At 71.4% G+C, this 24,842-nt stretch carries 21 protein-coding genes and 1 tRNA gene; 8 read left to right on the forward strand and 14 right to left on the reverse strand.

Annotated features, from left to right (window positions below):
- Nucleotides 1-30 precede the first annotated feature (30 nt).
- Complete coding sequence (locus tag ACIOC1_RS29835) at nt 31-1,374, reverse strand: sensor histidine kinase (RefSeq protein WP_401857028.1); 1,344 nt, start codon at nt 1,372-1,374, stop codon at nt 31-33.
- 256 nt (nt 1,375-1,630) lie between these two features.
- On the opposite strand from ACIOC1_RS29835, the gene ppc reads away from it, so the two are divergent.
- Entirely contained in the window at nt 1,631-4,366 is a 2,736-nt protein-coding gene (ppc, locus tag ACIOC1_RS29840) for a phosphoenolpyruvate carboxylase (protein ID WP_401857030.1), read from the forward strand.
- Nucleotides 4,367-4,504: 138 nt separating this feature from the next.
- Here the strand turns inward: ppc and ACIOC1_RS29845 are convergent, their stop codons facing one another.
- Nucleotides 4,505-5,107, reverse strand: coding sequence for a TetR/AcrR family transcriptional regulator (locus tag ACIOC1_RS29845; RefSeq protein ID WP_188282429.1), 603 nt, complete (start codon nt 5,105-5,107; stop codon nt 4,505-4,507).
- A 148-nt stretch (nt 5,108-5,255) separates the two neighbouring features.
- Nucleotides 5,256-6,248, reverse strand: coding sequence for a fatty acid desaturase (locus ACIOC1_RS29850; protein ID WP_391051661.1), 993 nt, complete (start codon nt 6,246-6,248; stop codon nt 5,256-5,258).
- Nucleotides 6,249-6,470: 222 nt separating this feature from the next.
- On the opposite strand from ACIOC1_RS29850, the gene ACIOC1_RS29855 reads away from it, so the two are divergent.
- The 6 genes from ACIOC1_RS29855 to ACIOC1_RS29880 all read left to right on the forward strand — a co-directional run bounded on the left by ACIOC1_RS29855 (nt 6,471) and on the right by ACIOC1_RS29880 (nt 11,445).
- A tRNA-Gln gene (locus ACIOC1_RS29855) sits at nt 6,471-6,542 on the forward strand.
- A 108-nt stretch (nt 6,543-6,650) separates the two neighbouring features.
- A complete protein-coding gene (gene glmU, locus ACIOC1_RS29860; protein WP_391051663.1) occupies nt 6,651-8,108 on the forward strand; it encodes a bifunctional UDP-N-acetylglucosamine diphosphorylase/glucosamine-1-phosphate N-acetyltransferase GlmU in 1,458 nt (485 codons plus the stop codon).
- Between the two features lie 143 nt (nt 8,109-8,251).
- The gene (locus ACIOC1_RS29865; RefSeq protein WP_355337998.1) at nt 8,252-9,232 is read left to right on the forward strand and encodes a ribose-phosphate diphosphokinase; all 981 of its coding nucleotides are present in this window, start codon (nt 8,252-8,254) and stop codon (nt 9,230-9,232) included.
- Nucleotides 9,233-9,452: 220 nt separating this feature from the next.
- A complete protein-coding gene (locus tag ACIOC1_RS29870; RefSeq protein ID WP_355337995.1) occupies nt 9,453-10,058 on the forward strand; it encodes a 50S ribosomal protein L25/general stress protein Ctc in 606 nt (201 codons plus the stop codon).
- A 193-nt stretch (nt 10,059-10,251) separates the two neighbouring features.
- On the forward strand, nt 10,252-10,845 hold the full coding sequence (gene pth / locus ACIOC1_RS29875) for an aminoacyl-tRNA hydrolase (protein WP_391162314.1): 594 nt from the start codon (nt 10,252-10,254) through the stop codon (nt 10,843-10,845).
- A 108-nt stretch (nt 10,846-10,953) separates the two neighbouring features.
- A complete protein-coding gene (locus ACIOC1_RS29880) occupies nt 10,954-11,445 on the forward strand; it encodes a hypothetical protein (protein WP_391162558.1) in 492 nt (163 codons plus the stop codon).
- A gap of 52 nt (nt 11,446-11,497) precedes the next feature.
- Here the strand turns inward: ACIOC1_RS29880 and ACIOC1_RS29885 are convergent, their stop codons facing one another.
- Together ACIOC1_RS29885 and ACIOC1_RS29890 are read right to left on the reverse strand one after the other, a co-directional pair.
- Nucleotides 11,498-11,917 (reverse strand): glyoxalase, encoded by a 420-nt coding sequence (locus ACIOC1_RS29885; protein WP_391162315.1) that lies wholly within the window; start codon nt 11,915-11,917, stop codon nt 11,498-11,500.
- On the reverse strand, nt 11,914-12,744 hold the full coding sequence (locus ACIOC1_RS29890; RefSeq protein ID WP_355337986.1) for a trans-aconitate 2-methyltransferase: 831 nt from the start codon (nt 12,742-12,744) through the stop codon (nt 11,914-11,916). The genes ACIOC1_RS29885 and ACIOC1_RS29890 overlap by 4 nt, the downstream gene beginning before the upstream one ends.
- 166 nt (nt 12,745-12,910) lie before the next feature.
- On the opposite strand from ACIOC1_RS29890, the gene ACIOC1_RS29895 reads away from it, so the two are divergent.
- Nucleotides 12,911-13,408 carry a MarR family transcriptional regulator gene (locus ACIOC1_RS29895; protein ID WP_355337983.1) on the forward strand — a complete coding sequence of 166 codons (498 nt, stop codon included), beginning with the start codon at nt 12,911-12,913 and terminating at the stop codon, nt 13,406-13,408.
- On the opposite strand, the gene ACIOC1_RS29900 is transcribed toward ACIOC1_RS29895, so the two are convergent.
- The 9 genes from ACIOC1_RS29900 to rsmA form a co-directional block, all read right to left on the reverse strand.
- Nucleotides 13,367-14,149 carry a LuxR C-terminal-related transcriptional regulator gene (locus tag ACIOC1_RS29900; protein WP_188282377.1) on the reverse strand — a complete coding sequence of 261 codons (783 nt, stop codon included), beginning with the start codon at nt 14,147-14,149 and terminating at the stop codon, nt 13,367-13,369. The two genes, ACIOC1_RS29895 and ACIOC1_RS29900, sit on opposite strands and share 42 nt — an antisense overlap.
- A 425-nt stretch (nt 14,150-14,574) precedes the next feature.
- Nucleotides 14,575-15,723, reverse strand: coding sequence for a galactokinase (gene galK / locus ACIOC1_RS29905; RefSeq protein WP_401857035.1), 1,149 nt, complete (start codon nt 15,721-15,723; stop codon nt 14,575-14,577).
- Complete coding sequence (galE, locus tag ACIOC1_RS29910) at nt 15,720-16,700, reverse strand: UDP-glucose 4-epimerase GalE (RefSeq protein ID WP_355338102.1); 981 nt, start codon at nt 16,698-16,700, stop codon at nt 15,720-15,722. Before galE ends, galK begins: the two co-directional genes overlap by 4 nt.
- A 68-nt stretch (nt 16,701-16,768) precedes the next feature.
- On the reverse strand, nt 16,769-17,815 hold the full coding sequence (gene galT, locus ACIOC1_RS29915; protein WP_401857037.1) for a galactose-1-phosphate uridylyltransferase: 1,047 nt from the start codon (nt 17,813-17,815) through the stop codon (nt 16,769-16,771).
- 226 nt (nt 17,816-18,041) lie between these two features.
- Nucleotides 18,042-18,770, reverse strand: a complete 729-nt coding sequence (locus ACIOC1_RS29920; RefSeq protein WP_401857039.1) for a response regulator transcription factor — start codon at nt 18,768-18,770, stop codon at nt 18,042-18,044.
- Between the two features lie 152 nt (nt 18,771-18,922).
- The gene (locus tag ACIOC1_RS29925; protein WP_401857041.1) at nt 18,923-20,650 is read right to left on the reverse strand and encodes a hypothetical protein; all 1,728 of its coding nucleotides are present in this window, start codon (nt 20,648-20,650) and stop codon (nt 18,923-18,925) included.
- 228 nt (nt 20,651-20,878) lie between these two features.
- A complete protein-coding gene (locus ACIOC1_RS29930) occupies nt 20,879-22,669 on the reverse strand; it encodes an ABC-F family ATP-binding cassette domain-containing protein (RefSeq protein WP_355337968.1) in 1,791 nt (596 codons plus the stop codon).
- Nucleotides 22,670-22,755: 86 nt separating this feature from the next.
- Nucleotides 22,756-23,688 carry a 4-(cytidine 5'-diphospho)-2-C-methyl-D-erythritol kinase gene (locus ACIOC1_RS29935; RefSeq protein WP_401857043.1) on the reverse strand — a complete coding sequence of 311 codons (933 nt, stop codon included), beginning with the start codon at nt 23,686-23,688 and terminating at the stop codon, nt 22,756-22,758.
- A 150-nt stretch (nt 23,689-23,838) separates the two neighbouring features.
- Complete coding sequence (rsmA, locus tag ACIOC1_RS29940; protein WP_188282385.1) at nt 23,839-24,702, reverse strand: 16S rRNA (adenine(1518)-N(6)/adenine(1519)-N(6))-dimethyltransferase RsmA; 864 nt, start codon at nt 24,700-24,702, stop codon at nt 23,839-23,841.
- Nucleotides 24,703-24,842: the final 140 nt, after the last annotated feature.

Consider the following 24,842-nt stretch of genomic DNA (forward strand, 5'->3'; position numbering starts at 1 on the left):
AGCGGCTTACCGTCCGGCGCCAGGCGGGCGTCAGATCGGGCGGGCTGCCAGGGGCAACAAGGCGGAGACGCGGAAACCGCCGTCGGGGGTGGGGCCCGCGGCGAAGCCCCCGCCGTGGGTGGTGACACGTTCCTTCATGCCGACCAGCCCGTGCCCCCCGCTGGGAAGCGGCGTGGCCGGGGTGCCGTCGGAGGGCCCGTTGAGAACGAGGACGGCGATCTCGAGCTCGCGGTAGGCGAGCCGGACATGGGCCCTGGCGCCCCCGGCGTGCTTGTGGACGTTGGTGAGCGCTTCCTGCACCACGCGGTAGACGGTCTGTTCGACGCGGGCGCCGCAGGGCCGCTCCTCGCCCTCGACGGTGAACTCGACGGTCATCCCGGCGGCCTGGGACTGCTCGACGAGTTCGCCGAGCTGGTCGATGCAGGGCCCCTCGGGCTCCGGCTCCGGCTCCGTAGCCGTATCCGTATCCGGCTCCGGCTCAAGAACCCGCGGCGCGGGAAGCCGCGGCGCGGGCGCGGGCGCCCGCTCGGGCGCCGCCGTACGCAGCACCCCGAGCATCTGGCGCAGTTCGGTCAGCGCCTCGCGCCCCATGTCGCCGAGCAACTCCGCGGTGCTGGACGCCTTGGCCGGGTCCTTGAGGGCGACGGCCTTGAGGGCCGCCGCGTGGACGACCATCAGGCTCACCCGGTGGGCCACCACGTCGTGCATGTCGCGGGCGATCCGGGTCCGCTCCTCGGCGCGGGCCCGCTCGGCGCGCTCGGCCGCCTTCTCCGCGAGGAGTTCCAGCTCGCGTTCCAGGCCGTCGGCCCGCTCCCGCAGGCTCTCCACCAGCCGGCGCCTGGCCCGTACGTACAGACCGAGCAGGACCGGCGGGGCGGTGAGGCCGAGGGCGAGCAGGAGTGAGGTGCTCAGGACGATCGGCAGGGACATCGAGCGGTTGTCGTCCGCGTTGCGCAGGCTGTCGTGGAGGCGGATGAAGGAGACCAGGAAGGTGCCGAGGCCGTTCATGGAGGCGAGCGCGGCGGTGATCCGGCGCGGCACCTCGGAGACGGTCAGGGAGTAGAGGCCGACCACCGACAGCAGGAAGCCCAGCTCGGCCGGGCTCAGGGCGATGCCCACCAGGACCACGGCGATCGGCCAGCGGCGGCGCAGCAGCAAGGTGCCGCCCGCGAGCAGCCCGATCAGCGCCGCCACCGCGGGCGTCACCCCGGTCTTGTGGGCGAAGGTCACGCCCTCGAAGGCGCACTCCACGGCCGAGGCCACGGCCAGCGCCAGGTCCAGGAGGAAGCCGCGCCGCCGCGTCCACCACCACCAGCCGGACCCGGGCCGTCCTCCAGCCCCGTCGTCCGGTACGTGCGCCCCCGTCGTACTCATGGCGTCCAGACTAGGCGGTGCCCGAGGCGGCGTGGCGGCCGTGTCAGCCCCGTATCGGCGCGGTATCGGCCGACGGGACCGGTAAGGGTCTCCAGGGGTAAGCGCGACCGGGTGCCGTGTCCGCCAGATGGGCGGGCCGTCTCGCCGCGGAGGCGGCCACCTATCCTGGAGCGGTCGGACAGCGCGGTCCGCAGCCACGTCTTTCCCTACGCCTTGTATGCCGTCGTCCACTTCCACTGCACAAGGAGCCGCACCTGTGAGCAGCGCCGACACCGCCCCGGAGAGCAGTACCGCCCTGCGAGCCGACATCCGCCGCCTGGGAGAACTGCTCGGCGGCACGCTGGTGAGACAGGAAGGCCAGGAACTCCTCGATCTCGTCGAGCGGGTACGTGCCCTGACCCGCACCGACGGCGAGGCAGCCGCCACGCTTCTCGGCGACACCGACCTGGAGACCGCCGCCAAGCTGGTACGCGCCTTCTCCACCTACTTCCATCTGGCCAACGTCACCGAGCAGGTGCACCGCGGCCGGGACCTGCGCGAGCGCCGCGCGCAGGAGGGCGGCCTGCTCGCCCAGACCGCCGACCTGCTGAAGGACGGCGACCCCGAGCACGTACGCGAGACCGTACGGAATCTGAACGTGCGGCCGGTGTTCACCGCGCACCCCACCGAGGCCGCGCGGCGCAGTGTGCTGAACAAGCTGCGCAGGATCGCGGAGCTGCTGGACGACACCACCGGGCAGGGCACGGGCGACCGGCGCCGCGCGGACCTGCGGCTCGCGGAGAACATCGACCTGCTGTGGCAGACCGACGAGCTGCGGGTGGTGCGCCCTGAGCCCGCCGACGAGGCGCGCAACGCCATCTACTACCTGGACGAACTGCACGCGGGCGCGGTCGGCGACGTCCTGGAGGACCTGGCGGCCGAGTTGGAGCGGGTCGGGCTGCCGCTGCCCGCGGGGACCCGCCCGCTGACCTTCGGCACCTGGATCGGCGGCGACCGCGACGGCAACCCCAATGTGACCCCGCAGGTCACCTGGGACGTGCTGATCCTCCAGCACGAGCACGGCATCACCGACGCGCTCGACCTGGTGGACGTGCTGCGCGGCGCGCTGTCCAACTCGATCCGCAACTGCGGCGCGAGCACCGACCTGCTGGACTCGCTCGCCACGGACCTGGTGGCGCTGCCCGAGATCAGCCCGCGCTACAAGCGGCTGAACGCCGAGGAGCCGTACCGGCTGAAGGCGACCTGCATCCGGCAGAAGCTCGTCAACACCCGCGAGCGGCTGGCCGGCGGCACCCCGCACGTCCCCGGCCGCGACTACCTGGGCACCGGCGGTCTGCTGCACGACCTCCAGCTCATCCAGGACTCGCTGCGCGTCCACCGCGGCGGCCTGATCGCCGACGGCCGCCTGGACCGTACGATCCGGACCCTGTCCGCCTTCGGCCTCCAGCTCGCGACCATGGACGTGCGCGAGCACGCCGAGGCGCACCACCACGCGCTGGGGCAGCTCTTCGACCGGCTCGGCGAGGAGTCCTGGCGGTACGCGGACATGCCGCGCGACTACCGGCGCAAGCTGCTGGCCAAGGAGCTGCGCTCGCGCCGCCCGCTGGCGCCGACGCCCGCCCCGCTGGACGAGGCGGGCGCCAAGACGCTCGGGGTGTTCCACACCATCCGGGAGGCGTTCGAGCGGTTCGGTCCGGAGGTCGTGGAGTCGTACATCATCTCGATGTGCCTGGGCTCGGACGACGTCTTCGCGGCGGCGGTGCTGGCGCGCGAGGCCGGGCTGATCGACCTGCACGCCGGGATCGCCAAGATCGGCATCGTGCCGCTGCTGGAGACCACCGACGAGCTGAAGATCGCCGACCAGCTCCTGGACGAGATGCTGTCCGACCCGTCCTACCGGCGGCTGGTGTCGCTCCGCGGTGACGTGCAGGAGGTCATGCTCGGCTACAGCGACTCGTCGAAGTTCGGCGGCATCACCACCTCGCAGTGGGAGATCCACCGGGCGCAGCGGCGGCTGCGTGACGTCGCGCACCGGCACGGGGTGCGGCTGCGGCTGTTCCACGGCCGCGGCGGCACCGTCGGCCGCGGCGGCGGCCCCTCGCACACCGCGATCCTCGCCCAGCCCTGGGGCACCCTGGAGGGCGAGATCAAGGTGACCGAGCAGGGCGAGGTGATCTCGGACAAGTACCTGATCCCGTCGCTGGCCCGGGAGAACCTGGAGCTGACGGTCGCCGCCACGCTCCAGGCGTCCGCGCTGCACACCGCGCCCCGGCAGTCCGACGAGGCGCTGTCGCGCTGGGACGCGGCGATGGACATCGTCTCCGAGGCGGCCCACGACGCGTACCGCAAGCTGGTCGAGGACCCGGACCTGCCGCCGTACTTCTTCGCCTCGACGCCCGTCGACCAGCTCGGCGAGCTGCACCTGGGGTCGCGTCCCTCGCGCCGCCCGGACTCCGGTGCGGGCCTGGACGGTCTGCGGGCCATCCCGTGGGTGTTCGGCTGGACGCAGTCCCGGCAGATCGTCCCCGGCTGGTTCGGGGTCGGCGCCGGGCTGAAGGCCACCCGCGAGGCGGGGCTCGGCCCGGTGATAGACGAGGCGTTCGGACAGTGGCACTTCTTCCGCAACTTCCTGTCCAACGTCGAGATGACCCTGGCCAAGACCGATCTGCGGATCGCCCGGCACTACGTGGACACCCTGGTGCCCGACGAGCTCAAGCACGTCTTCGCCACGATCGAGGCGGAGCACGCGCTGACGGTCAGCGAGGTGCTGCGGATCACCGGGGAGTCCGAGCTGCTGGCGGGCAGCCCGCTGCTGGCGCAGACCTTCCACATCCGTGACCAGTACCTGGACCCGATCTCGTATCTCCAGGTGACGCTGCTGGCCCGGCAGCGGGCGGCGGCGGAGCGGGGCGAGAGCCCCGACCCGCTGCTGTCGCGCGCGCTGCTGCTGACGGTGAACGGTGTGGCGGCGGGGCTGCGCAACACCGGCTGAGCGATAGGAGAAAGGCGCCCGGCGGACCGATGATCGGTCTGCCGGGCGCCTTCTTCTGTACGTCTGTATGCCTGTACGTCTGTATGCCTGTGCGCCTGTGCGCCTGCGCGCCTATGCGCCTGTACGTCGTCGGCCGCCTCAGTTCTTGCGGTGGCCGATCAGCCGCGGTTTGGGCTCTATGCCCGCCAGGCCGTTCCAGGAGAGGTTCACCAGGTGGGCGACGACCTCGGCCTTCTTCGGCTTCTGCGCGTCCAGCCACCACTGGCCGGTGAGTGCCACCATGCCGACCAGCGCCTGCGCGTACATCGGGGCGAGCTTGGGGTCGAAGCCGCGGCGCTTGAACTCGTGGCCGAGGATGTCCTCGACCTGGGTGGCGATGTCGCTGATCAGCGAGGCGAAGGTGCCGGTGGACTGGGCGACGGGTGAATCGCGCACCAGGATGCGGAAACCGTCGGTGTACTGCTCGATGTAGTCCAGCAGCGCGAAGGCGGCCTGTTCCAGCAGCTCCCTGGGGTGGCCGCCGGTGAGGGCGCCGGTCACCATGTCGAGCAACCGGCGCATCTCACGGTCGACGACGACGGCGTAGAGCCCTTCCTTGCCGCCGAAGTGCTCGTACACCACCGGCTTGGAGACGCCCGCCTTGTGGGCGATCTCCTCGACCGAGGTGCCCTCGAAGCCGCGTTCGGCGAAGAGCGTGCGGCCGATGTCGAGAAGCTGCTCGCGCCGTTCCTTGCCGGTCATACGGACCCGGCGGGCGCGCCGGGCGGTGGGTCCCGCCACGCCTGAGGCCGTGGCCGGACGTGAGCCCGACTTCGCACCCGAATCCGTACCCGAGGCCCTGCCGCTTCCGCCGTCGCCGTTCGATCCGCTGCCGTCGCTCACGCGTCAATCATGCCGCTTCACTGATGTTTTCCTTACGGCGGGCCGCGATACGGTCCGCGCTCGGCCAGCGGACGTCGGTGGCCCAGCCGAGCTGTTCGCACCAGCGGATGATCCGGGCGCTGGAGTCGACCTGGCCGCGCAGCACACCGTGCCGGGCGGAGGTGGGGTCGGCGTGGTGCAGATTGTGCCAGGACTCGCCGCAGGACAGCACCGCCAGCCACCACACGTTGCCGGAGCGGTCACGGGACTTGAAGGGGCGCTTGCCGACCGCGTGGCAGATCGAGTTGATCGACCAGGTGACGTGGTGCAGCAACGCCACCCGAACGAGCGATCCCCAGAAGAACGCGGTGAACGCGCCATACCACGACATGGTGACGAGGCCGCCGACCACCGGCGGGATGGCCAGCGAGATCACGGTCCACAGCCAGAAGTCGCGCGAGATGCGGCGGATCGCGGAGTCCTTGATCAGGTCGGGCGCGTACTTCGCCTGCGAGGTCTGCTCCTCGTCGAACAGCCACCCCATGTGGGCCCACCACAGGCCCTTCATCAGCGCGGGCAGCGTCTCGCCGTACCGCCACGGGCTGTGCGGGTCGCCCTCGGCGTCGCTGAACTTGTGGTGCCTGCGGTGGTCGGCCACCCAGCGCACGATCGGGCCCTCGACGGCCATCGATCCGGCGATGGCGAGCGCGATCTTCAGGGGGCGGTTGGCCTTGAACGAACCGTGGGTGAAGTGCCGGTGGAAGCCGATGGTGATGCCGTGGCAGCCGAGGAAGTACATGCCGATCATGAGGCCGAGATCCAGCCAGCTCATGCCGCGGCCCCAGGCGAGCGGGATGGCCGCCACCAGCGCCACGAAGGGGATGCTGATGAACAGCAGCAGCGCGATCTGCTCGATCGACCGCTTGCTCTCACCACCGCGGGTGGCGCTGTTCAGCGCGTCTTCCTGTCCCGAGGGCCCGGGTTCCCGGGACTCGGGCCTCACGTCCGTGTGCGTGGTCATGTCTGTCCCTTGGGGATCTGAGGGGGCTGGTTTCAGCCGGTCAAGCCCGTAACTTACGCCGCCGTAAGTATTGCAGCGGCCGACGACGAGCGACAGAACCACTTCATGCGGCCCGTCGTGCGATCTCTACCCCGGATCTACGTCGCGTCCACCCCGGCTCGTACGGCATGATGGTGAAGTCCAGCCCGCCCGGCTCGCCAACGGGTCGAAAGCGCGGGTTGATCCGCCGTGGTGTAATTGGCAGCACTGGGGCTTTTGGTGCCTTATGTCCGGGTTCGAGTCCTGGCGGCGGAGCACCTCACCGGGGCCCCGGCCGGTCCGGCCGGGGCCGCCCGGCGTCCATCCGGGAACCCGTCGGTATCCTGCGGATGTCCAGCACCCGAAGCCGAGGAGTCTCCTCACGTGAGCCCGAACCGTCCGGCTGCCGTCGTCGTCCTCGCCGCGGGTGAGGGCACCCGCATGAAGTCGGCCACCCCGAAGGTCCTCCACCCCATCTGCGGCCGTTCCCTCGTCGGCCATGTGGTCGCCGCCTCCCGCGAACTGGCGCCGCAGCACCTCGTGGTGGTCGTGGGCCACGCCCGCGAGCGGGTCACCGAGCACCTCAACGGCATCGACCCGCAGGCGCTCACCGCCGTGCAGCACGAGCAGAACGGGACCGGGCACGCGGTCAGGATCGGCCTGGACGCGCTGTCCGCGCAGGGCGTCGTCCTGGACGGCACCGTGGTGGTCACCTACGGCGACACCCCGCTGCTCACCGCCGAGACCCTGCACACCCTGGTCGGCGCGCACGAGGGCGACGGCAACGCCGTGACGGTCCTCACCGCGAAGGTGCCCGACCCCACCGGCTACGGCCGGATCATCCGCTCCTCCGACGACCGGGTCACCGCGATCGTCGAGCAGAAGGACGCCGGACCGGCCCAACTGGCGATCGCCGAGATCAACTCCGGGGTCTACGCCTTCGACGCGGCCCTGCTCGCCGACGCGCTCGGCAAGATCACCACGGACAACTCGCAGGGCGAGGAGTATCTGACCGACACCCTCGGCATCCTGCGCGAGGCCGGCCACCGCGTCGGCGCGTACGTCGCCCCCGACCACCGCGAGATCGCCGGGGTGAACAACCGGGTGCAGCTCGCCGAGGCCCGCCGGGTGCTCAACGACCGGCTGCTCCACCGCGCCATGCTGGACGGCGCCACGGTCGTCGACCCCGCCTCCACCTGGGTCGACGTCGACGTCCGCTTCGAGCAGGACTGCCTGGTGCACCCCAACACCCAGCTCCTGGGCGCCACCAGCGTCGGCGCGGGCGCCGAGGTCGGCCCCAACTGCACGCTCACCGACACCGCGGTCGGCCCCGGCGCGCGGGTGTCCAACACCGTCGCCGACCAGGCCGAGATCGGCGAGCAGGCGACCGTCGGCCCGTACGCGTATCTGCGCCCCGGCGCCAAGCTCGGCCCGAAGGCCAAGGCGGGCACGTACGTGGAGATGAAGAACGCCTCGATCGGCGAGGGCACCAAGGTGCCGCACCTCAGCTATGTGGGGGACGCCACGATCGGCGAGTACACCAACATCGGCGCCGCCAGCGTCTTCGTGAACTACGACGGCGAGGCCAAGCACCACACCACCATCGGCAGCTACTGCAAGACCGGCTCCGACAACATGTTCGTGGCGCCGATCACCGTCGGGGACGGCGCGTACACCGCCGCCGGATCGGTGATCACCAAGGACGTTCCCGCGGGGTCCCTGGCCGTCGCCCGCGGTCAGCAGCGCAACATCGAGGGCTGGGTGGCGCGCAAGCGTCCCGGCAGCGCCGCCGCCGAGGCCGCCGAACGCGCACAACGAGGAGACACGCCGCAGGGCGAGTGAGGGACGTCTCATCCGGGCCTCTTGAGGTGCACAGATGCGCCGGTTGGGGCGTACCGTGTGGCTTGCACACAATTCCGCCAGCACGCCTAACCGAAGGCGACGCTGTGCCGAACACCAGTCGAAAACTCCAAGGAGACGGTGCAGTGACCGGGATCAAGACGACCGGTGAGAAGAAGCTGATGCTCTTCTCCGGCCGCGCCCACCCCGATCTGGCGGAGGCGGTGGCACACAGTCTCGGAGTCGGCCTGGTGCCGACCAAGGCTTTCGACTTCGCCAACGGCGAGATCTATGTGCGGTTCCAGGAGTCGGCCCGCGGCGCGGACTGCTTCCTCATCCAGAGCCACACCGCTCCCATCAACAAGTGGATCATGGAGCAGCTCATCATGCTCGATGCTCTCAAGCGGGCCTCCGCCCGGAGCATCACCGTGATCGTGCCCTTCTACGGCTACGCCCGGCAGGACAAGAAGCACCGCGGCCGTGAGCCGATCTCGGCCCGGCTGATGGCGGACCTGTTCAAGACCGCGGGCGCCGACCGCATCCTCACGGTCGACCTGCACACCGACCAGATCCAGGGCTTCTTCGACGGCCCGGTCGATCATCTCTTCGCCCTGCCGGTGCTCGCGGACTACGTGGGCGCCAAGGTCGACCGCGCCAAGCTCACGGTGGTCTCCCCGGACGCCGGCCGGGTACGGGTCGCCGACCGCTGGTGCGACCGGCTCGGCGCGCCGCTGGCCATCGTCCACAAGCGCCGTGACCCCGACGTCGCCAACCAGGTGAAGGTCCACGAGGTCGTCGGTGACGTCAAGGGCCGGGTCTGCGTCCTGGTCGACGACATGATCGACACCGGCGGTACGATCTGCGCCGCCGCCGACGCGCTGTTCGCCAACGGCGCCGAGGACGTCATCGTGACCGCCACCCACGGTGTGCTCTCCGGGCCCGCCGCGGACCGGCTGAAGAACTCCCGGGTGAGCGAGTTCATCCTCACCGACACCCTGCCGACTCCGCGCGAGCTGAACCTCGACAAGATCACCGTGCTGTCCATGGCGCCGACCATCGCCAACGCGGTGCGCGAGGTGTTCGAGGACGGCTCGGTCACCAGCCTGTTCGAGGACTCCGAGCACTGAGCTAGATCGATTTCTCCCGGGGCCTCCCCGCCGGTTACGCTGTCCGCGTTGCTCGGCGAGGGAGGCCCCGGTTTTTCCGGCGGTCCTCCGTTATCGGCGCGCTCCTCGTAACGGTCTCCGCGCAAGCGGGGGTGAGTCGTGGAACGGCCCGTCGTGGGTCGGGCGACCGTATGACCCCCCTTTCGCGTACCGAGTTTTCCGTATCGAGGAGTTGAGCATCATGGCCGAGGTCAAGATCGCCGCAGAGCCGCGCACCGAGTTCGGCAAGGGCGCCGCCCGCCGCGTGCGCCGCGCCCACCAGGTCCCCGCCGTCATCTACGGTCACGGCGCCGACCCGCAGCACGTCACCGTCCCCGGCCACGAGCTGCTGCTCGCGCTCCGCACCGCGAACGTGCTGATCTCCCTCCAGCTCGACGGCAAGACCGCGCTGGTCATCCCCAAGGCGGTCCAGCGCGACCCGCTGCGCGGCACCATCGAGCACGTCGACCTGCTGTCCGTGAAGAGCGGCGAGAAGGTCACCGTCGAGATCCCGGTGCAGACCGAGGGCGAGCTGGCCGTCGGCGGCAACCTGCTGGAGCACGTGCTCAACACGCTGCCCGTCGAGGCCGAGGCGACCCACATCCCGACCGCGGTCACCGTCTCCATCGAGGGCCTGGAGGCCGGCGCCTCCATCCTCGCCAAGGACATCACCCTGCCCAAGGGCTCCACCCTGGCGATCGACGAGGACGCGGTCGTCATCCAGGTCGTCTCGGCCCAGGCCGAGGCCGCCGACGAGGCGGGCGACGAGGCCGCCGAGGGCACCGAGGACGCCGCCGCCGAGGCGTAGTCCCCCGCGCTCCACCGGTCCTCGCGCGCTTATGCGCTCGTGTGCTGACGTGCTCGTGTGCGTACGCTCACGTGCCCGCGCGCTCGCGTGCTGACGTGCTCGCGTGTGACCCCGGCCGCCGCCGCACCCTCACGGAGTGCGGCGGCGGCCGTTTTCCCGGTACGAAGTCGGCGACACGGAGTCGGAGACGTGGATGAGTGACACCTCAGGGCCCTGGCTGGTCGCGGGCCTCGGCAATCCGGGCCCCGAGTACGCGGGGAACCGGCACAACATCGGCTTCATGGTGGCCGATCTGCTCGCCCAGCGGGTCGGCGGCAAGTTCAAGCGCGCGCAGAAGGCGCAGGCCGTGGTCGTGGAGGGCCGGATCGGCCCGGCCGGTCCCGCGAACCAGCGGGTGGTGCTGGCGAAGCCCCAGTCGTACATGAATCTGTCCGGTGGCCCGGTGACCGCGCTGCGCGACTTCTACAAGGTGCCGACCGAGCGGATCATCGCCGTCCACGACGAGCTGGACATCGACTTCGGCACGCTGCGGCTCAAGCTGGGCGGCGGCGACAACGGCCACAACGGCCTCAAGTCGATGACCAAGTCGATGGGCCCCGACTATCTGCGGGTGCGCGCGGGGATCGGCCGTCCGCCGGGCCGGATGGACGTGGCGGCCTTTGTGCTCAAGGACTTCTCGTCCACCGAGCGCAAGGAGCTGGACTGGTTCGTGGACCGGGCGGCGGACGCGGTCGAGGCGCTGATCACCGAGGGCCTGGAGCGCGCGCAGAGCACGTACAACACCTGACCGGACGCGCGACCGGTCAACCGCCGGACACGGCGCTCACCCTTGTCGAGGGCGGGCGCGTACCGAGGTTGACCGGACGGCATGCGATGGCCAAAGATCGCCCGCATGGTGAAACGCAGCCGTTCCCGCCGGATGGCCGAGGGCACCTGGGGGCTGGTCCTGCTGGCCCGGGTGGTGGGCGGGTGGGCGCTGGTGCTGCTGCTCCTGGCGTCCGGCGCCTGGGACTCGTGGAAGACCGCGCAATACGTGGTGCTCACCAAGGGGCACGAGCACGGCACGATGACGCTGACGAACTGCGGCGACTCCACCTGCACCGGACCCTTCGCGCCGAAGGGGTCGGCCGTCGCCCGCCCGAAGGTGGTCATCAGCCTGCCGGTCACACACCATGTCGGCGACCGTGTGCCGGTCGTGGTGAAGCCCGGGACGAACACGGTCGTACGGTCCGACTGGGGCGGTCTGTTCTTCTCCTGGGTGCCGCTGGCCGGAGCCCTGCTGCTGGCCGCGGTCGTGGCCGGCGGGGCGCTGCGGATGCGGCGCACGGCGTGGACGCTGGCGGCGCTGGGGGCGGCGCTTATCGGTGCGGCCTTCCTGCTGCTGTAGGACGCGTGGGGGGCGTCGGGCACGCTCGCCCGACGCCCCCCTCGCGCGGACGTCAGGCTCTCATCGCCGTCGGCTCCAGGAACTCCAGCCGGTTGCCGACCGGGTCCTCGGAGTAGAAGCGGGAGTGGCCCGGCAGGTCGTCGTCCCAGACGACCTTGGCGCCGCGCGCCTGGAGCTCCTTGCCGAAGGCGTGGATCCCGGTGACGCGGATGCCCGGGTGGGCCTTGCGGGCGGGCCTGAAGTCCTCCTCGATCCCTAAGTGCAGCACCGCGTCCCCCGCCGCGAACCAGCAGCCGCCGCGCGCCGCGAGCACCGGCGGCTTGGTCAGCTCGGCCATCCCCAGCACCCCGACGTAGTACGCGCGCAGCGCCTCCTCGCTGCCCGGCGGCGCGGCGAGCTGGACGTGGTCGACCCCCGCGATCCCGAAGCCGTCGGCGCCCCCCGCCGTCCCCCCTGCCGCTCCCCGCGTCACGCCGCCGCCTCCTGCCCCTGTTTGCGCGCGACGGTGAAGATCCGCCGGAAGGGGAAGACCGTCCCGTGCGGGCCCGGCGGGTACGCCTTGCGCAGCAGGTCGCGGTACTGGCCGACGAATTCCGTCACCGCCCCCCGGTCGCCGTCCAGCGCGGTCAGCACCGGCCGCAGCGCGGTGCCCTTGGTCCACTCCAGCACCGGGTCCTCGCCCTGGAGCAACTGCACATACGTCGACTCCCACACATCGGCCGCGCAGCCCAGTTCGGTCAGCCGCTCCAGATAGTCGGCCGGGCTGAGGATGTGGACGTAGCGGCGGCCGTGTCCGTCGAGCCGGTCGCGCCACCGCGGGGTGTCGCACAGCTCGCCCAGCAGCGCGTGGCTGGGCGCGGTGAAGTTGCCCGGCACCTGGAAGGCCAGGGTGCCGCCGGGCGTGATGTGGTCGAGCCAGCCGGGGAAGCGGTCGGCGTGGCCGGGCACCCACTGGAGCGCGGCGTTGGAGACGATCAGGTCGAAGGACTCCTCGGGCGCCCAGTGCGCCGCGTCGGCCTGCCGGAAGTCCAGCTCACCGCCGCCCGCCGTGGGTCCCGCGTACCGCGCCGCCGCGTCCAGCATCTCGCGGGAGCTGTCGAAGCCGGTGATCCGGGCTCCGGGCCAGCGGTCGGCGAGCAGCGCGGTGACATTGCCCGGACCGCACCCGATGTCGGCGATCCGGGGCGCGTCGCCGCCCGGCAGATCCTGGATACGGGTGAGGAGGTCGAGGAAAGGGCGGGTGCGGTGGGTGGAGTGCCGGAGATACTGTTGCGGGTCCCACGTTGGCGCTGCGTGCATCGTCGTACTCCCTGGCTTTTCATAGCCGGCTGCGCACAGCCGCTACCGAAACGGAGGGCGAGGTTCTGCCCTCTGGTCGGTGTCCAGGCTCCTCCGACATATCTCTTGAAGTCAAGAGGCTTCATATCAAGAGACTTCATATCGACAGACCTACTACACTGAGCGCATGGAGGACGAGGTCGACCGGCTGGTCGCTGCATGGCGCCGAGAGCGCCCCGACCTCGACGTGGAGCCGCTGGAGGTGCTCAGCCGGGTCAGCAGACTCGCCCGACACCTCGACCGCGCGCGGCGGCTGGCCTTCGCCGAGCACAGTCTCGAACCGTGGGAGTTCGACGTGCTCACCTCGCTGCGCCGCGCCGGACCGCCGTACCAGCTCTCGCCGGGCCAGCTCCTGACCCAGACGCTGGTCACCTCCGGCACGATGACCAACCGGATCGACCGGCTCGCCCAGCGCGGGCTCGTCGAGCGGCTGCCCGACCCCAGCGACCGGCGCGGCGTGCTCGTCCGGCTCACCGTGGAGGGCCAGGAGCGCGCGGACCAGTCACTGGCCGGACTGCTCGCGCAGGAACGCGCGATCCTGGGCGAGCTGTCCGCCCGGCAGCGCGGTGAACTGGCCGGGCTGCTACGACAGTTGACCGCGCCTTTCGACAACGTCCCCGGCTGACGGCACCAGCTCCACCGGCCCCACGCCCGCCCTGCGGGCCAGCGCGACCGCCGCCAGCGTCGAGTGCACGCCGAGCTTGCCCAGCACATTCTGCATATGGGTGCGGACGGTGTGCGGCGACAGGAACAGCCGCTCGGCGACGGCTTTGCGGCCCAGGCCCGCGACCATGCAGCGCAGCACCTCCTGCTCGCGCGGCGTCAGCGACTCCACCAGCCGTTCGCTCTCGGTGCGGTGCCTGCGGGCGGCCGTCAGCTCGCGCAGCACACCGGTCAGCAGGGCGGGCGGCAGATGCGTCTCGTCGCGCAGCACGCCGCGTACGACCGCGAGCAGCCGTGACAGCGAGCAGTCCTTGGCGACCCACCCCGACGCCCCGGCCTGGAGCGCGCGGGCCGCCCTGCGGGCGTCGTCCCGCTCGGCCAGCACGACGGTACGGGTCCCCGGATACTCGGCCCTGACCCGTTCCACCAGCGCCAGGCCGTCCAGGACCGGTTCCTGCTCGACCGGGATGCGCGGCACCGCCGCGAGCGTCACCGGCGGTCGCGGACCGTCCCCCAGATCGGCGTCCACCAGCAGGACGTCGTAGCGCCGGTTGTCGGCCGCCGCGCGGTCCAGGCAGCGCTGAGCGGCCGGGCCGCTCCCCGCGGCCGAGACGTCGACGTCGGGCTCCGCCGCGAGCGCGGCGGCAAGCGACTCGGCGAAGATGCGATGATCATCGACGACGAGAACGCGGATTCGTCCCACGGGTACCACTCCCGGTGTTGGGCACTCCCCCAGTGGCGGGGCGGCATTCGCGCGGGATCCGGCACCCGGATCGGGACCGCCGCCCCTCCCCGGGTGCCGAACCCCTTGCGTCTCGCCCCCTGATGCACGCCGGCCCCCACCGGCGCTGTCTCAAAAGCGTAGGGCGTCGCGCCCCCGTTAACACCGTCTTGACGGAAGTTCTCCGTCGCGGAATTCCGGATTCCCCCGTCTTGTGGTACCGGAGTGACCACGGTGACGGGAGCGGCCCCGCACGCGCCGAACGGGCCGGTCCGCGCGTGCCGAGCTTCACACGGACCGACCCGTCCGACAGCGGGGAACGGGAGTGGGGAACGGGATTTGAGCACGGGGTGGGAGAACGGGGTCTGGAAACCGGGTCTGGAACCGGGTTTGAGATCCGGGCCCCGCTAAACCAGCCGGTGCGCTCCGGGGCCCGCCGTCGTCGGGAAGAGCCGGGCCGCCGGGAGGGCGGCCTGGATGGTCGCGGACAGCGCCGGGATGTCGGTGGCCTCCACCAGGACGATGGCGGAGCCGCCGAAGCCGCCGCCGGTCATACGGGCGCCCAGGGCGCCGTTGGCGAGCGCGGTGTCGACCACGAGGTCGAGTTCGGCGCACGAGATCCGGAAGTCGTCGCGGAGCGAGACGTGCCCCGCGGTCAGGACGGGCCCGATCTCGCGGGTGCGCCCGGCGTCCAGAAGCGCGATGACCTCCTCGACGCGCCGGTTCTCGGTCACCACGTGCCGGGTGAGCCGCCGCAGCCGCTCGTCGGGGAGGGCGGCCAGCGCGGCGTCGAGCCCGTCGTAGGGGACGTCGCGCAGGGCGGGGACGCCGAGGGCCGCGGCGGCGGCCTCGCAGCCCGCGCGCAGTTCGCCGTACGCCCCGTCGGCGTGCGCGTGCTTGACGCGGGTGTCGACCACCAGCAGTTGCAGCCCCTGCGCGGCCAGGTCGAACGGCACCTGGCGCTGCGTGAGCCCGCGCACGTCGAGGTGGAGCGCGTGCCCCTGCGTACAGCAGGCGGACGCGGTCTGGTCCATGACGCCGACGGGCGCGCCGACGTAGGTGTTCTCCGAGGACTGGCAGAGCAGGGCCAACTCCTGGCGGGGCAGGTCCAGGCCGTGCAGTTCGGTGAGGGCCAGGGCGGTGACGACCTGGAGGGCGGCGGAGGACGAGAGCCCGCCGCCGACCGGCACATTGCTGTCGTAGTGGATGTCGGCGCCGCCGATGGCGTGGCCCGCCTGCCGCAGCGTCCACAGGACGGCCGCGGGGTAGACGGCCCAGCCGCCGGTCGTACCGGGAGCCAGTTCGTCGACGCGCAGTTCGACGATGCCGCCGTCCATGTCGGCGGAGTGCACGCGCAGCAGCCCGTCGTCGCGGCGGGCGACGGCCGCCCGGGTGCGGTGCGGGAGCGCGAACGGCATGACGTAGCCGTCGTTGTAGTCGGTGTGCTCGCCGATCAGATTGACCCGGCCGGGCGCCGCCCATATGCCCTCGGGCGCGCGCCCGAAGATGTTCTTGAACGCGATCTCGAACGCGGCTTCCGTCGTGGCTTCCGTCATCGTCCGTCCTCCCCCTGCGTCGGCGAGTGGTCCTGCGACAGCGACCGGGTGAAATTCCATGCGTCGCGGATGATCTCCGCGAGGTCGGTGCGGCTGGGCTGCCAGCCGAGCCGCTGCCTGGCGCGCTCCGCGGAGGCGACCAGTACGGCGGGGTCGCCCGCGCGGCGCGGCTCGTCGGTGGCCGGGATGGGGTGGCCGGTGACCTGGCGGGCGGTCTCGATGACCTCGCGGACCGAGAAGCCGTTGCCGTTGCCGAGGTTGCAGATCAGGTGCTCGCCCGCGGGCGCCTTGTCGAGCGCCAGCAGATGCGCCTCGGCCAGGTCCGCGACGTGGATGTAGTCGCGCAGGCAGGTGCCGTCCGGCGTCGGGTAGTCGTCGCCGAAGACCGAGACCGCGCGGCGGCGGCCCTGCGCGACCTGGAGGACCAGCGGGATCAGGTGCGACTCGGGGTCGTGCCGCTCGCCGTGGCCGCCGTACGCGCCCGCGACGTTGAAGTACCGCAGGGAGACGGCGGACAGGCCGTGCGCCGCGCACTCGCTGGTGATCATGTGGTCGACGGCGAGCTTCGTCGCGCCGTACGGGTTGGTGGGCGCGGTCGCCGCGTCCTCGGTGATGGGGATGGCGGTGGGCTCGCCGTAGGTGGCGGCGGTGGAGGAGAAGACGAGGGTGCGTACGCCGGAGTCCCGCATGGCGGCGAGCAGTTCGAGGGTGCCGCCGACGTTGTTGCGCCAGTACTTCTCGGGTACGGCGACGGATTCGCCGACCTGCGAGGAGGCGGCGAAGTGCAGCACCGCGTCATAGGTGCTGTCGAGCACCTTGTCCGCGTCCTGGACGCGGCCCTCGACGAAGTCGGCGCCCTTGGGCACGCCCGCGAGGAAGCCGGTCGACAGGTCGTCCAGCACCGTCACCCGGTGCCCGGCCTCCAGCAGATGGGCGGCGACGACCCCGCCGACGTATCCGGCGCCGCCGGTGACCAGGACCTTCTTGGGCCGGGCGGCCGTCTCCCGCTGGGCGGTCGTCGACTCGGTGCCCGCTCGCTCGGTGCTCACTGACTCGCTACCTCTCGCAGTCGCAACGCCGCGGACTCCGGCGGCACATCGTTGATGAAAGCGCCCATTCCGGACTCGGAGCCCGCGAGGAACTTCAGCTTGCCCGATGTGCGCCGGATAGTGAAAAGCTCCAGATGGAGCGCGAAATCGCGGCGGTCCGGCGCGTTGAACGGCGCCTGGTGCCAGCCGGAGATGTACGGGGTACGCGGCTGGCCCTCGCCGAAGATCCGGTCGAAGCGGCGCAGCAGCTCCAGATAGACCCGCGGGAACTCGGCGCGCGCGTCCTCGTCGAGGCCGAGCAGGTCGGGCACCCGGCGGTGGGGATACAGGTGCACTTCGTACGGCCAGTGCGCGGCGTACGGCACGAAGGCGGTCCAGTGTTCACCCGTGAGGACGATTCGGTGGCCGTCCGCGCGCTCGTCGGCGAGGACGTCGTCGAAGAGGTTGCGGCCGCCGGTGCGCTCGCGGTGCTCGGCGAGCGAGCGCAGCATCAGGGCGGTGCGCGGTGTGACGAACGGATAGGCGTAGATCTGGCCGTGCGGGTGGCCGAGGGTGACGCCGATCTCCGCGCCGCGGTTCTCGAAGGGGAAGACCTGCTCCACGCCGGGCTGCTGGCCCAGGTCGCGGGTGCGGTCGGTCCAGGCGTCCAGCACCAGGCGGGCGGAGGCGGGGCTCAGGTCGGCGAAGGACGCGTCGTGGTCGGGGGTGAAGCAGACCACCTCGCAGCGGCCCGCGTCACCGGCCAGCGAGGGGAAGCGGTTCTCGAAGACGACCACCTCGTAGTCGCTGTCCGGGATCTCGCTCAGCCGGCCCTCGCGCGAGGGGCACAGCGGGCACTCGTCGGCGGGCGGGTGGTACGTACGGCCCTGCCGGTGCGAGGCGACGGCGACGGTGTCGCCCAGCAGCCGGTCGGCGCGCAGCTCGGACTCGGTGGCGACGGGCTCCAGCGGACGGCGGTCCACGGCGTCGCGCACGACGTCGTCCCTGGAGTCGTAATAGATCAGCTCACGGCCGTCGGCGAGCCGGGTCGTCGTCTTCTTCACCCTTGAGGCCCCTCATCACAAGCACTCAACATAATCAAACACAAGGAACCACAAAATAACAGCCCGGTCAATGGGGACTCCGGGAAGATGCTTGAAACAGGTTGATTGTGGTGGTAAGTGTCCGCGCACGCGAGAGCGGGGCGGCACCTCCTGTCCGGAGGTGCCGCCCCGCGTGCGGAAGACGTGCGGAAAACGTGTGGGAAAAGGGGGTGCTGGGGTCGGTGCGTCAGCCGACCGCGCCGGGACCGGCCGCGGAGGACTGCGGGAACGGCGCGGACGCCGGGGCGCCTTCTGCCGCCGCGCGGTCCAGCAGGCCGGTGCGGGCGGCCAGGGCGGCGGCCTCCAGCCGGGAGCCGACCCCCAGCTTCATCAGGACGCGCTGCACATGCGTCCGCGCGGTGCTCGGCGCGATCCGCATGCCCGCCGCGATCAGCCGGGTGTCCTCACCCTCCGCGACCCGCACCAGGACCTCGATCTCGCGCGGTGTCAGCATCTCCAGCAGCCGCGCGCCCTCGTCGTCCGGCTGCCGCGCGGGGTTGAGCAGTTCCGCGAAGGCGCCCTGGAGGAGCGTCTGCGCCACCGCGACCTCCCCGGCCCGCGCCTTGGCCATCGCGCGCTCCACGCCCTCGATGCGCTCGTCGTGGCGTACGTAACCGGAGGCGCCGGCCGCGAAGGCCGCCGCGATGCCGCGCGGGTCGGGCACCGGTCCGAGGACGACCACCGCGACCGCCGGGCGCTCCCGCTTGATCCTGGCCACCGCGTCGAAGGCGCCCGGCTCGGCCGGTGCGGCCGTGCCGTACAGGCACACCTCGGGAGACCTGCTCAGTACCAGTTCCGCCGCGCCCGCCGCGGGCGCCGCCGCCGCGAGCACCCGGTGCCCGCGCAGCTTCAGTGCCGAGGCCAGCGCCTCGGCGAGCAGGCGGTGGTCGTCAACGACCACGAGCCGTACGCCCATGTCGGGTATCCCCTATCCCCCCGGGGTCCGGACCACTGCCGACCCCGACCCCTACGCATACCGCCCTAGGCGGCGAAGCTACACGCATCCACCACCGGCCGCGCCCCCTATCGAACAGAAGGTTCCGGCGAATCCGGAATTACCGTAGCTCGTCAGCCGAAGGTCACCAGATAGGTCTGGTCGGACGAGGAGGCGTACACCGTGCGCGTCGCGATGATGAAATGACCGTCGTGCCAGACGGGGTAGCTGCGCATCGCCGACACGTTCAGCTTCTGCGAGGCGTCGGTGTCGAACTGCGCGTAGGTGGTGAGCGCGCCGCTGGCCGGGTCCAGGGTCACCAGACGGCCCTGCACGTCGTAGTCGGCGGGCTCGTACGCGAGCAGCTTGCCGTCCTCGATCGCCAGGCCCTGGATGTCGTGCTTGCTGTCGGGCTTGGCGATCCACTTCTGCTTGCCGTCGCTCAGGTTGAACGCGACGATCCCGCTGAGCACCTGGCCGTTGCTGTCGTGCTTGCTCGTCAGCGACAGATAGAGGGTGTCACTGCTGACGATCACATTGTGCACGGCCTGCATCTCGGTGCCGTCCGTGCTGATGTCGTACTTGTCGGTGCCGAGCGAGACCCGCGACTGGAGACGGCCGTCGACGATCGTCGCCACGTCCGTCTGCCTCTCGCCCTCGGTGCCGAGCACCACCACCACCGGGTCGGTGGAGACGACGGCCGAGACCTTGGTGCCGACCGGCGCCGTCCACGACCATTTGGCGCTGCCGTTGTTGTCCGGATCGATGACCTGGACCTTGTACGTCTTGTAACCGCAGTTGACGATCGCCACGAACTGCTTGCCGCCCGCGTAGCCGTCGTCCTCGCAGTCACCGTTGCCCGACCGCCACAGCACCTTCTGGGTGCTCAGCCGGTAGCCGATCGAGCCCTCCAGCCAGTCCACGCCGAGCGTGTCGCCGCTGATCGCCATCTCGCTGTAGTCGAAGTCCGCCTTCTCCGAACTGCCGACCGGCAGCTTCGCCGTCCACACCGCCCTGCCCGCCGCGAGATCGATCACCATGACCTGCTCGCAGTTGGCGCCGAACTGGACGGCCGTCAGGTTGTTGTTGGAGTCGCGCGCGGCCGTGCAGTCGCCGCTCGACGGTGTCGGTACGGTCCACGCCACCGCGCCGGTGCCCAGGTCGTAGCCGACGACCTTGTCGATCTCGTTCTTCACCACGTACTTGTCGGTGAACCAGACGCCGAGGACGCTCTTCAGATTGTCCTTCGACGCCACCGGGTCCGCGGGCTTGTCCCACTTGTACGACAGTGTCGAATTGTGCGTCTTGGCGGTGTTCGTACCGCCGTTGGCGCCACCGGCGTTGGCCTGCGGCTTGGGCGCCGGGTCGTCGCCGCCGCCGCTCTTGGTCGCGAAGTACACGCCGCCGCCGATCACCAGCACCGCGGCGACGACCGCCGCGACGATCACGATCAGCTTGTTGTTCGACGAGCCGCCTGAGGGGGCGGGATAGCCCGAGGGTCCCGGCCCGTACGGCGGCTGTTGCTGCTGCGGATAGCCGTACGCCTGCTGCTGCGGCGGGACCTGGCCGGGCTGCGGGTAGCCGTACTGCGGGGGCGGTGTCTGCCCCTGCGGCACCTGCCCGGGCGGCGGGGGCGGGGGCGGCACCTGGCTGGGCGGCGGCGGAGGTCCCTGTCGGCCGCCGTACTGCTGCTGCGGGAAGGCCGGTTGGGTGGGCGCCTGCGCGTACGGGTTCTGGCCGGGGGGCACCGGCTGCGCGTACGGGTTCTCGTTACCGGGAACCGGGCCCGCCTGGCCCGGGTATCCGTAACCACCGCCGGGCGGCGGCGGGTTTCCGGGGGGCGGCGGGGGCGGCTGCGACATCAACAGGTCCTTCGGGCACAGGTGAATCAGGGACGGATGAACGGAAATTCTTTCTATCACCCGCCCCCACCACCCCCTCGGGGAGCGGCCCGACCGTTACCTGGCCGCTACACGTCTTCACACGTCGAGGGATTCTGCTTCACCTGCGAAGGGGTGTTACCCGCCCCATGTGAAGGGGTCTCACCCGCCCCATGTGAAGGGGTCTTACCCGCCTCATGTGAAGGGGTGTTACGCGTCCTCCGCCAACTCCAGCCAGCGCATCTCCAGTTCCTCGCGCTCCTCGCGCAGCGCGCGCAATTCGGCGTCCAGGGAGGCGACTTTCTCGAAATCGGTCGCATTGTCGGCGATGCCGGTGTGCAGCTTCGCCTCCCGCTGGCCGAGTTTGTCGAGCTGCCGCTCGATGCGCTGGAGTTCCTTCTTCGCCGCGCGGGTGTCGCCCGTGGGCTTGTCCTTGGCGGGCGCCGGGGCGGGCGCCGCGGCCTCGGCGACCCGGCGGCGGCGCTCCAGGTACTCGTCCACCCCGCGCGGCAGCATGCGCAGGCTGGCGTCGCCGAGCAGCGCGAAGACGCGGTCGGTGGTGCGCTCCAGGAAGTACCGGTCGTGGCTGATCACCAGCATCGAGCCGGGCCAGCCGTCGAGCAGGTCCTCCAACTGGGTGAGCGTCTCGATGTCGAGGTCGTTGGTGGGCTCGTCCAGGAACAGCACATTGGGCTCGTCCATCAGCAACCGCAGGATCTGGAGCCGACGGCGCTCACCGCCGGACAGGTCGCCGACCGGCGTCCACTGCTTCTCCTTGGTGAAGCCGAACTTCTCGCAGAGCTGCCCCGCGGTCATCTCCCGGCCCTTGCCGAGGTCGACGCGCTGCCGCACCGACTCCACGGCCTGGAGCACCCGCCAGTTCGGGTCCAGTTCGGCGACCTCCTGGGAGAGGTAAGCGAGCTTCACCGTCTTGCCGACGACCACTTTGCCGGCCGCCGGCTGCTGGTCGCCGCCGGTCGCCGCGGCCTCGGCGAGCGCCCGCAGGAGTGAGGTCTTGCCCGAGCCGTTGACGCCGACCAGGCCGACGCGGTCGCCGGGGCCGAGCTGCCACGTCAGGTGCTTCAGCAGCACCTTGGGGCCCGCTTGGACTGTCACATCCTCCAGCTCGAAGACCGTCTTGCCGAGGCGGGAGTTGGCGAATTTCATCAGCTCCGCGGTGTCGCGCGGCGGCGGCACGTCGGCGATCAGCTCGTTCGCCGCCTCGATGCGGAAGCGCGGCTTGGAGGTGCGGGCCGGGGCGCCGCGGCGCAGCCAGGCCAGCTCCTTGCGCATCAGATTCTGCCGCTTGGTCTCCTCGGTGGCCGCGATCCGTTCCCGCTCGGCGCGCGCGAACACGTAGTCGCTGTAGCCGCCCTCGTACTCGTACACCGAGCCGCGCTGCACGTCCCACATGCGGGTGCAGACCTGGTCGAGGAACCAGCGGTCGTGGGTGACGCAGACGAGCGCGGAGCGGCGGGTGCCGAGGTGGCCCGCCAGCCAGGCGATGCCCTCGACGTCGAGGTGGTTGGTCGGCTCGTCGAGGACCAGCAGGTCCTGCTCCTCGATCAGCAGCTTCGCGAGCGCGATCCTGCGCCGCTCGCCGCCGGAGAGCGGGCCGATGACGGTGTCCAGGCCGAGCGGGAAGCCGGGCAGGTCCAGGCCGCCGAACAGGCCGGTCAGCACGTCGCGGATCTTCGCGTCGCCCGCCCACTGGTGGTCGGCGCGGTCGCCGATCACCTCGTGGCGCACGGTCGCGGCCGGGTCGAGGCTGTCGCTCTGCGTCAAGACGCCCAGTCGCAGCCCACCCTGGTGGGTGACGCGGCCGGTGTCCGGCTCCTCCAGCTTGGCGAGCAGCCGGATGAGGGTGGTCTTGCCGTCGCCGTTGCGGCCCACGACGCCGGTGCGGTCGCCTTCGGAGACGCCGAGGGACACGGATTCGAGCAGCGCTCGCGTGCCGTATGTCTTGCCGACGGCTTCGACGTTGACCAGGTTGACGGCCACTCTCGTACGCTCCAGGGGTTCGCGGGGGTTCTGCTTCAGCGTAGTGCGGCGCGGTGAGGTGCCGGTTCCGGGTGGTGCCCCGGCGGTCAGGCGGCGGGGACGACGGTCGCGCCGGGGGCCGGGGAGGCGGCCGGGCGGGCGGTACGGCAGGTGCCGGACGCGGTGAGGGTGACCGCGATCTTGGCGGCGGTGTCGGCGTCCGGCGCGAGGAAGGCGCAGGTGGGTCCCGAGCCGGAGACCAGCGCGGCGAGCGCGCCCGCGTCCGTGCCGGTCGCCAGGGTGTCGGCCAGCGCGGGCCGCAGGGACAGGGCGGCGGCCTGGAGGTCGTTGACCAGGACGGCGGCGAGCGCGTACGGGTCGCCGGTGCGCAGCGCGTCGATCAGCGCGGGGTCGGCGACGGGCGCAGGTACGTCGTCGGTGGTGTCGCCCGCGCCGGACTCGCGGCGCAGGCGGTCGCACTCGCGGTAGACGGCCGGGGTGGACAGGCCGCCGTCGGCGACGGCGAAGACCCAGTGGAAGGGGCCCGCCACCTCCAGCGGCGTGAGGATCTCACCCCTGCCCTCCCCCAGCGCCGCGCCGCCGACCAGGCTGAACGGCACGTCGCTGCCCAGCTCCGCGCAGATCGCGAGCAGGTCGGCGCGCGGGGTGTTCAGGCCCCACAGGGTGTCGCAGGCGAGCAGCGCCGCCGCCGCGTCCGCGCTGCCGCCCGCCATGCCGCCCGCCACAGGGATGTCCTTGGTGATGTGCAATCCCACAACGGGATCGACGCCATGGTGCGCGGCGAGCGCGACCGCCGCCTTGGCCGCCAGATTGGTGGCGTCCAGCGGGATGTTGTCGGTGTCCGGGCCGGACGCGGTGATCGTCAACGCGTCGGCGGGCACTGCTGTCACATGGTCGTACAGGCCGACCGCCAGAAAGACGTTCGCCAGGTCGTGGAAACCGTCGGGACGGCGACCGCCGACCGCGAGCTGGACGTTGACCTTTGCGGGCACGCGGACGGTGACGGGTGCGGCGGTCACTGCTGGCTCCCTTGCGAGGGTGGTGCGTACGGAGGGCGGTCCGCCGGGCGCGGCGGATTCACGGGGTGGGGATTCACGGGCTGGGGATTCGCGGGCTGGGGATTCGCGGGCGGCGGGTACGGGCGGCGGCGGGTTTACGGTGCGGCGGCGTCAGACCGCGGGCTTGTGCTCGGCGACGGCGGCGAATTCCTCCACCGTCAGCTCCTCGCCCCTGGCCTGCGGGGAGACCCCTGCGGCCACCAGCGCGGCCTCGGCGGCCGGGGCCGAGCCCGCCCAGCCGGACAGCGCGGCGCGCAGCGTCTTGCGGCGCTGGGCGAAGGCCGCGTCGACGGCGGCGAAGACCTCTTCGCGGGTGGCGGTGGTCTTCGGCGGGTCACGCCGGGTCAGCGAGACGAGACCGGAGTCGACGTTGGGCGCGGGCCAGAACACATTGCGGCCGATGGAACCGGCGCGCTTGACCTCCGCGTACCAGTTGGCCTTCACCGACGGCACTCCGTACACCTTGTTGCCCGGCCCCGCGGCCAGCCGGTCGGCGACCTCGGCCTGGACCATCACCAAGGTGCGCTCGATGCTCGGGAAGGCGGCGAGCATGTGCAGCAGGACGGGCACCGCCACGTTGTACGGCAGATTCGCCACCAGGGCGGTGGGCGGCGGCCCCGGCAGTTCCGTCACCCGCATCGCGTCGCTGTGCACCAGGGCGAAACGGTCCGCCCGGTCCGGCATGCGCGCGGCGACGGTCGCGGGCAGCGCTGCGGCCAGCACGTCGTCGATCTCGATCGCGGTGACCCGGTCGGCGGCCTCCAGCAGCGCGAGGGTGAGCGAGCCGAGTCCGGGACCGACCTCGACGACCGCGTCCTCGGGGCGCACCCCGGCGGTCCTGACGATCCGCCGCACCGTGTTCGCGTCGATGACGAAGTTCTGCCCGCGCTGCTTGGTGGGGCGCACCCCCAGTGCCGCGGCCAGTTCACGGATGTCGGCCGGTCCGAGGAGGGCGTCGGGATCTGTCGTACTCACACCCGCAAGAGTACGGGGCGGCCGGGGCCGCCCTCGCGGACCGGACCTAGGTGTATTGATCACGAGCGTTGTTGACATGTCCCGGTGCTTGATCATGGCGAAGACCTCCGGTGTGGTGGAGCTGTCTAGGACTGCACCGC

Source organism: Streptomyces sp. NPDC088197, assembly GCF_044741185.1.
GTDB lineage: Bacteria > Actinomycetota > Actinomycetes > Streptomycetales > Streptomycetaceae > Actinacidiphila.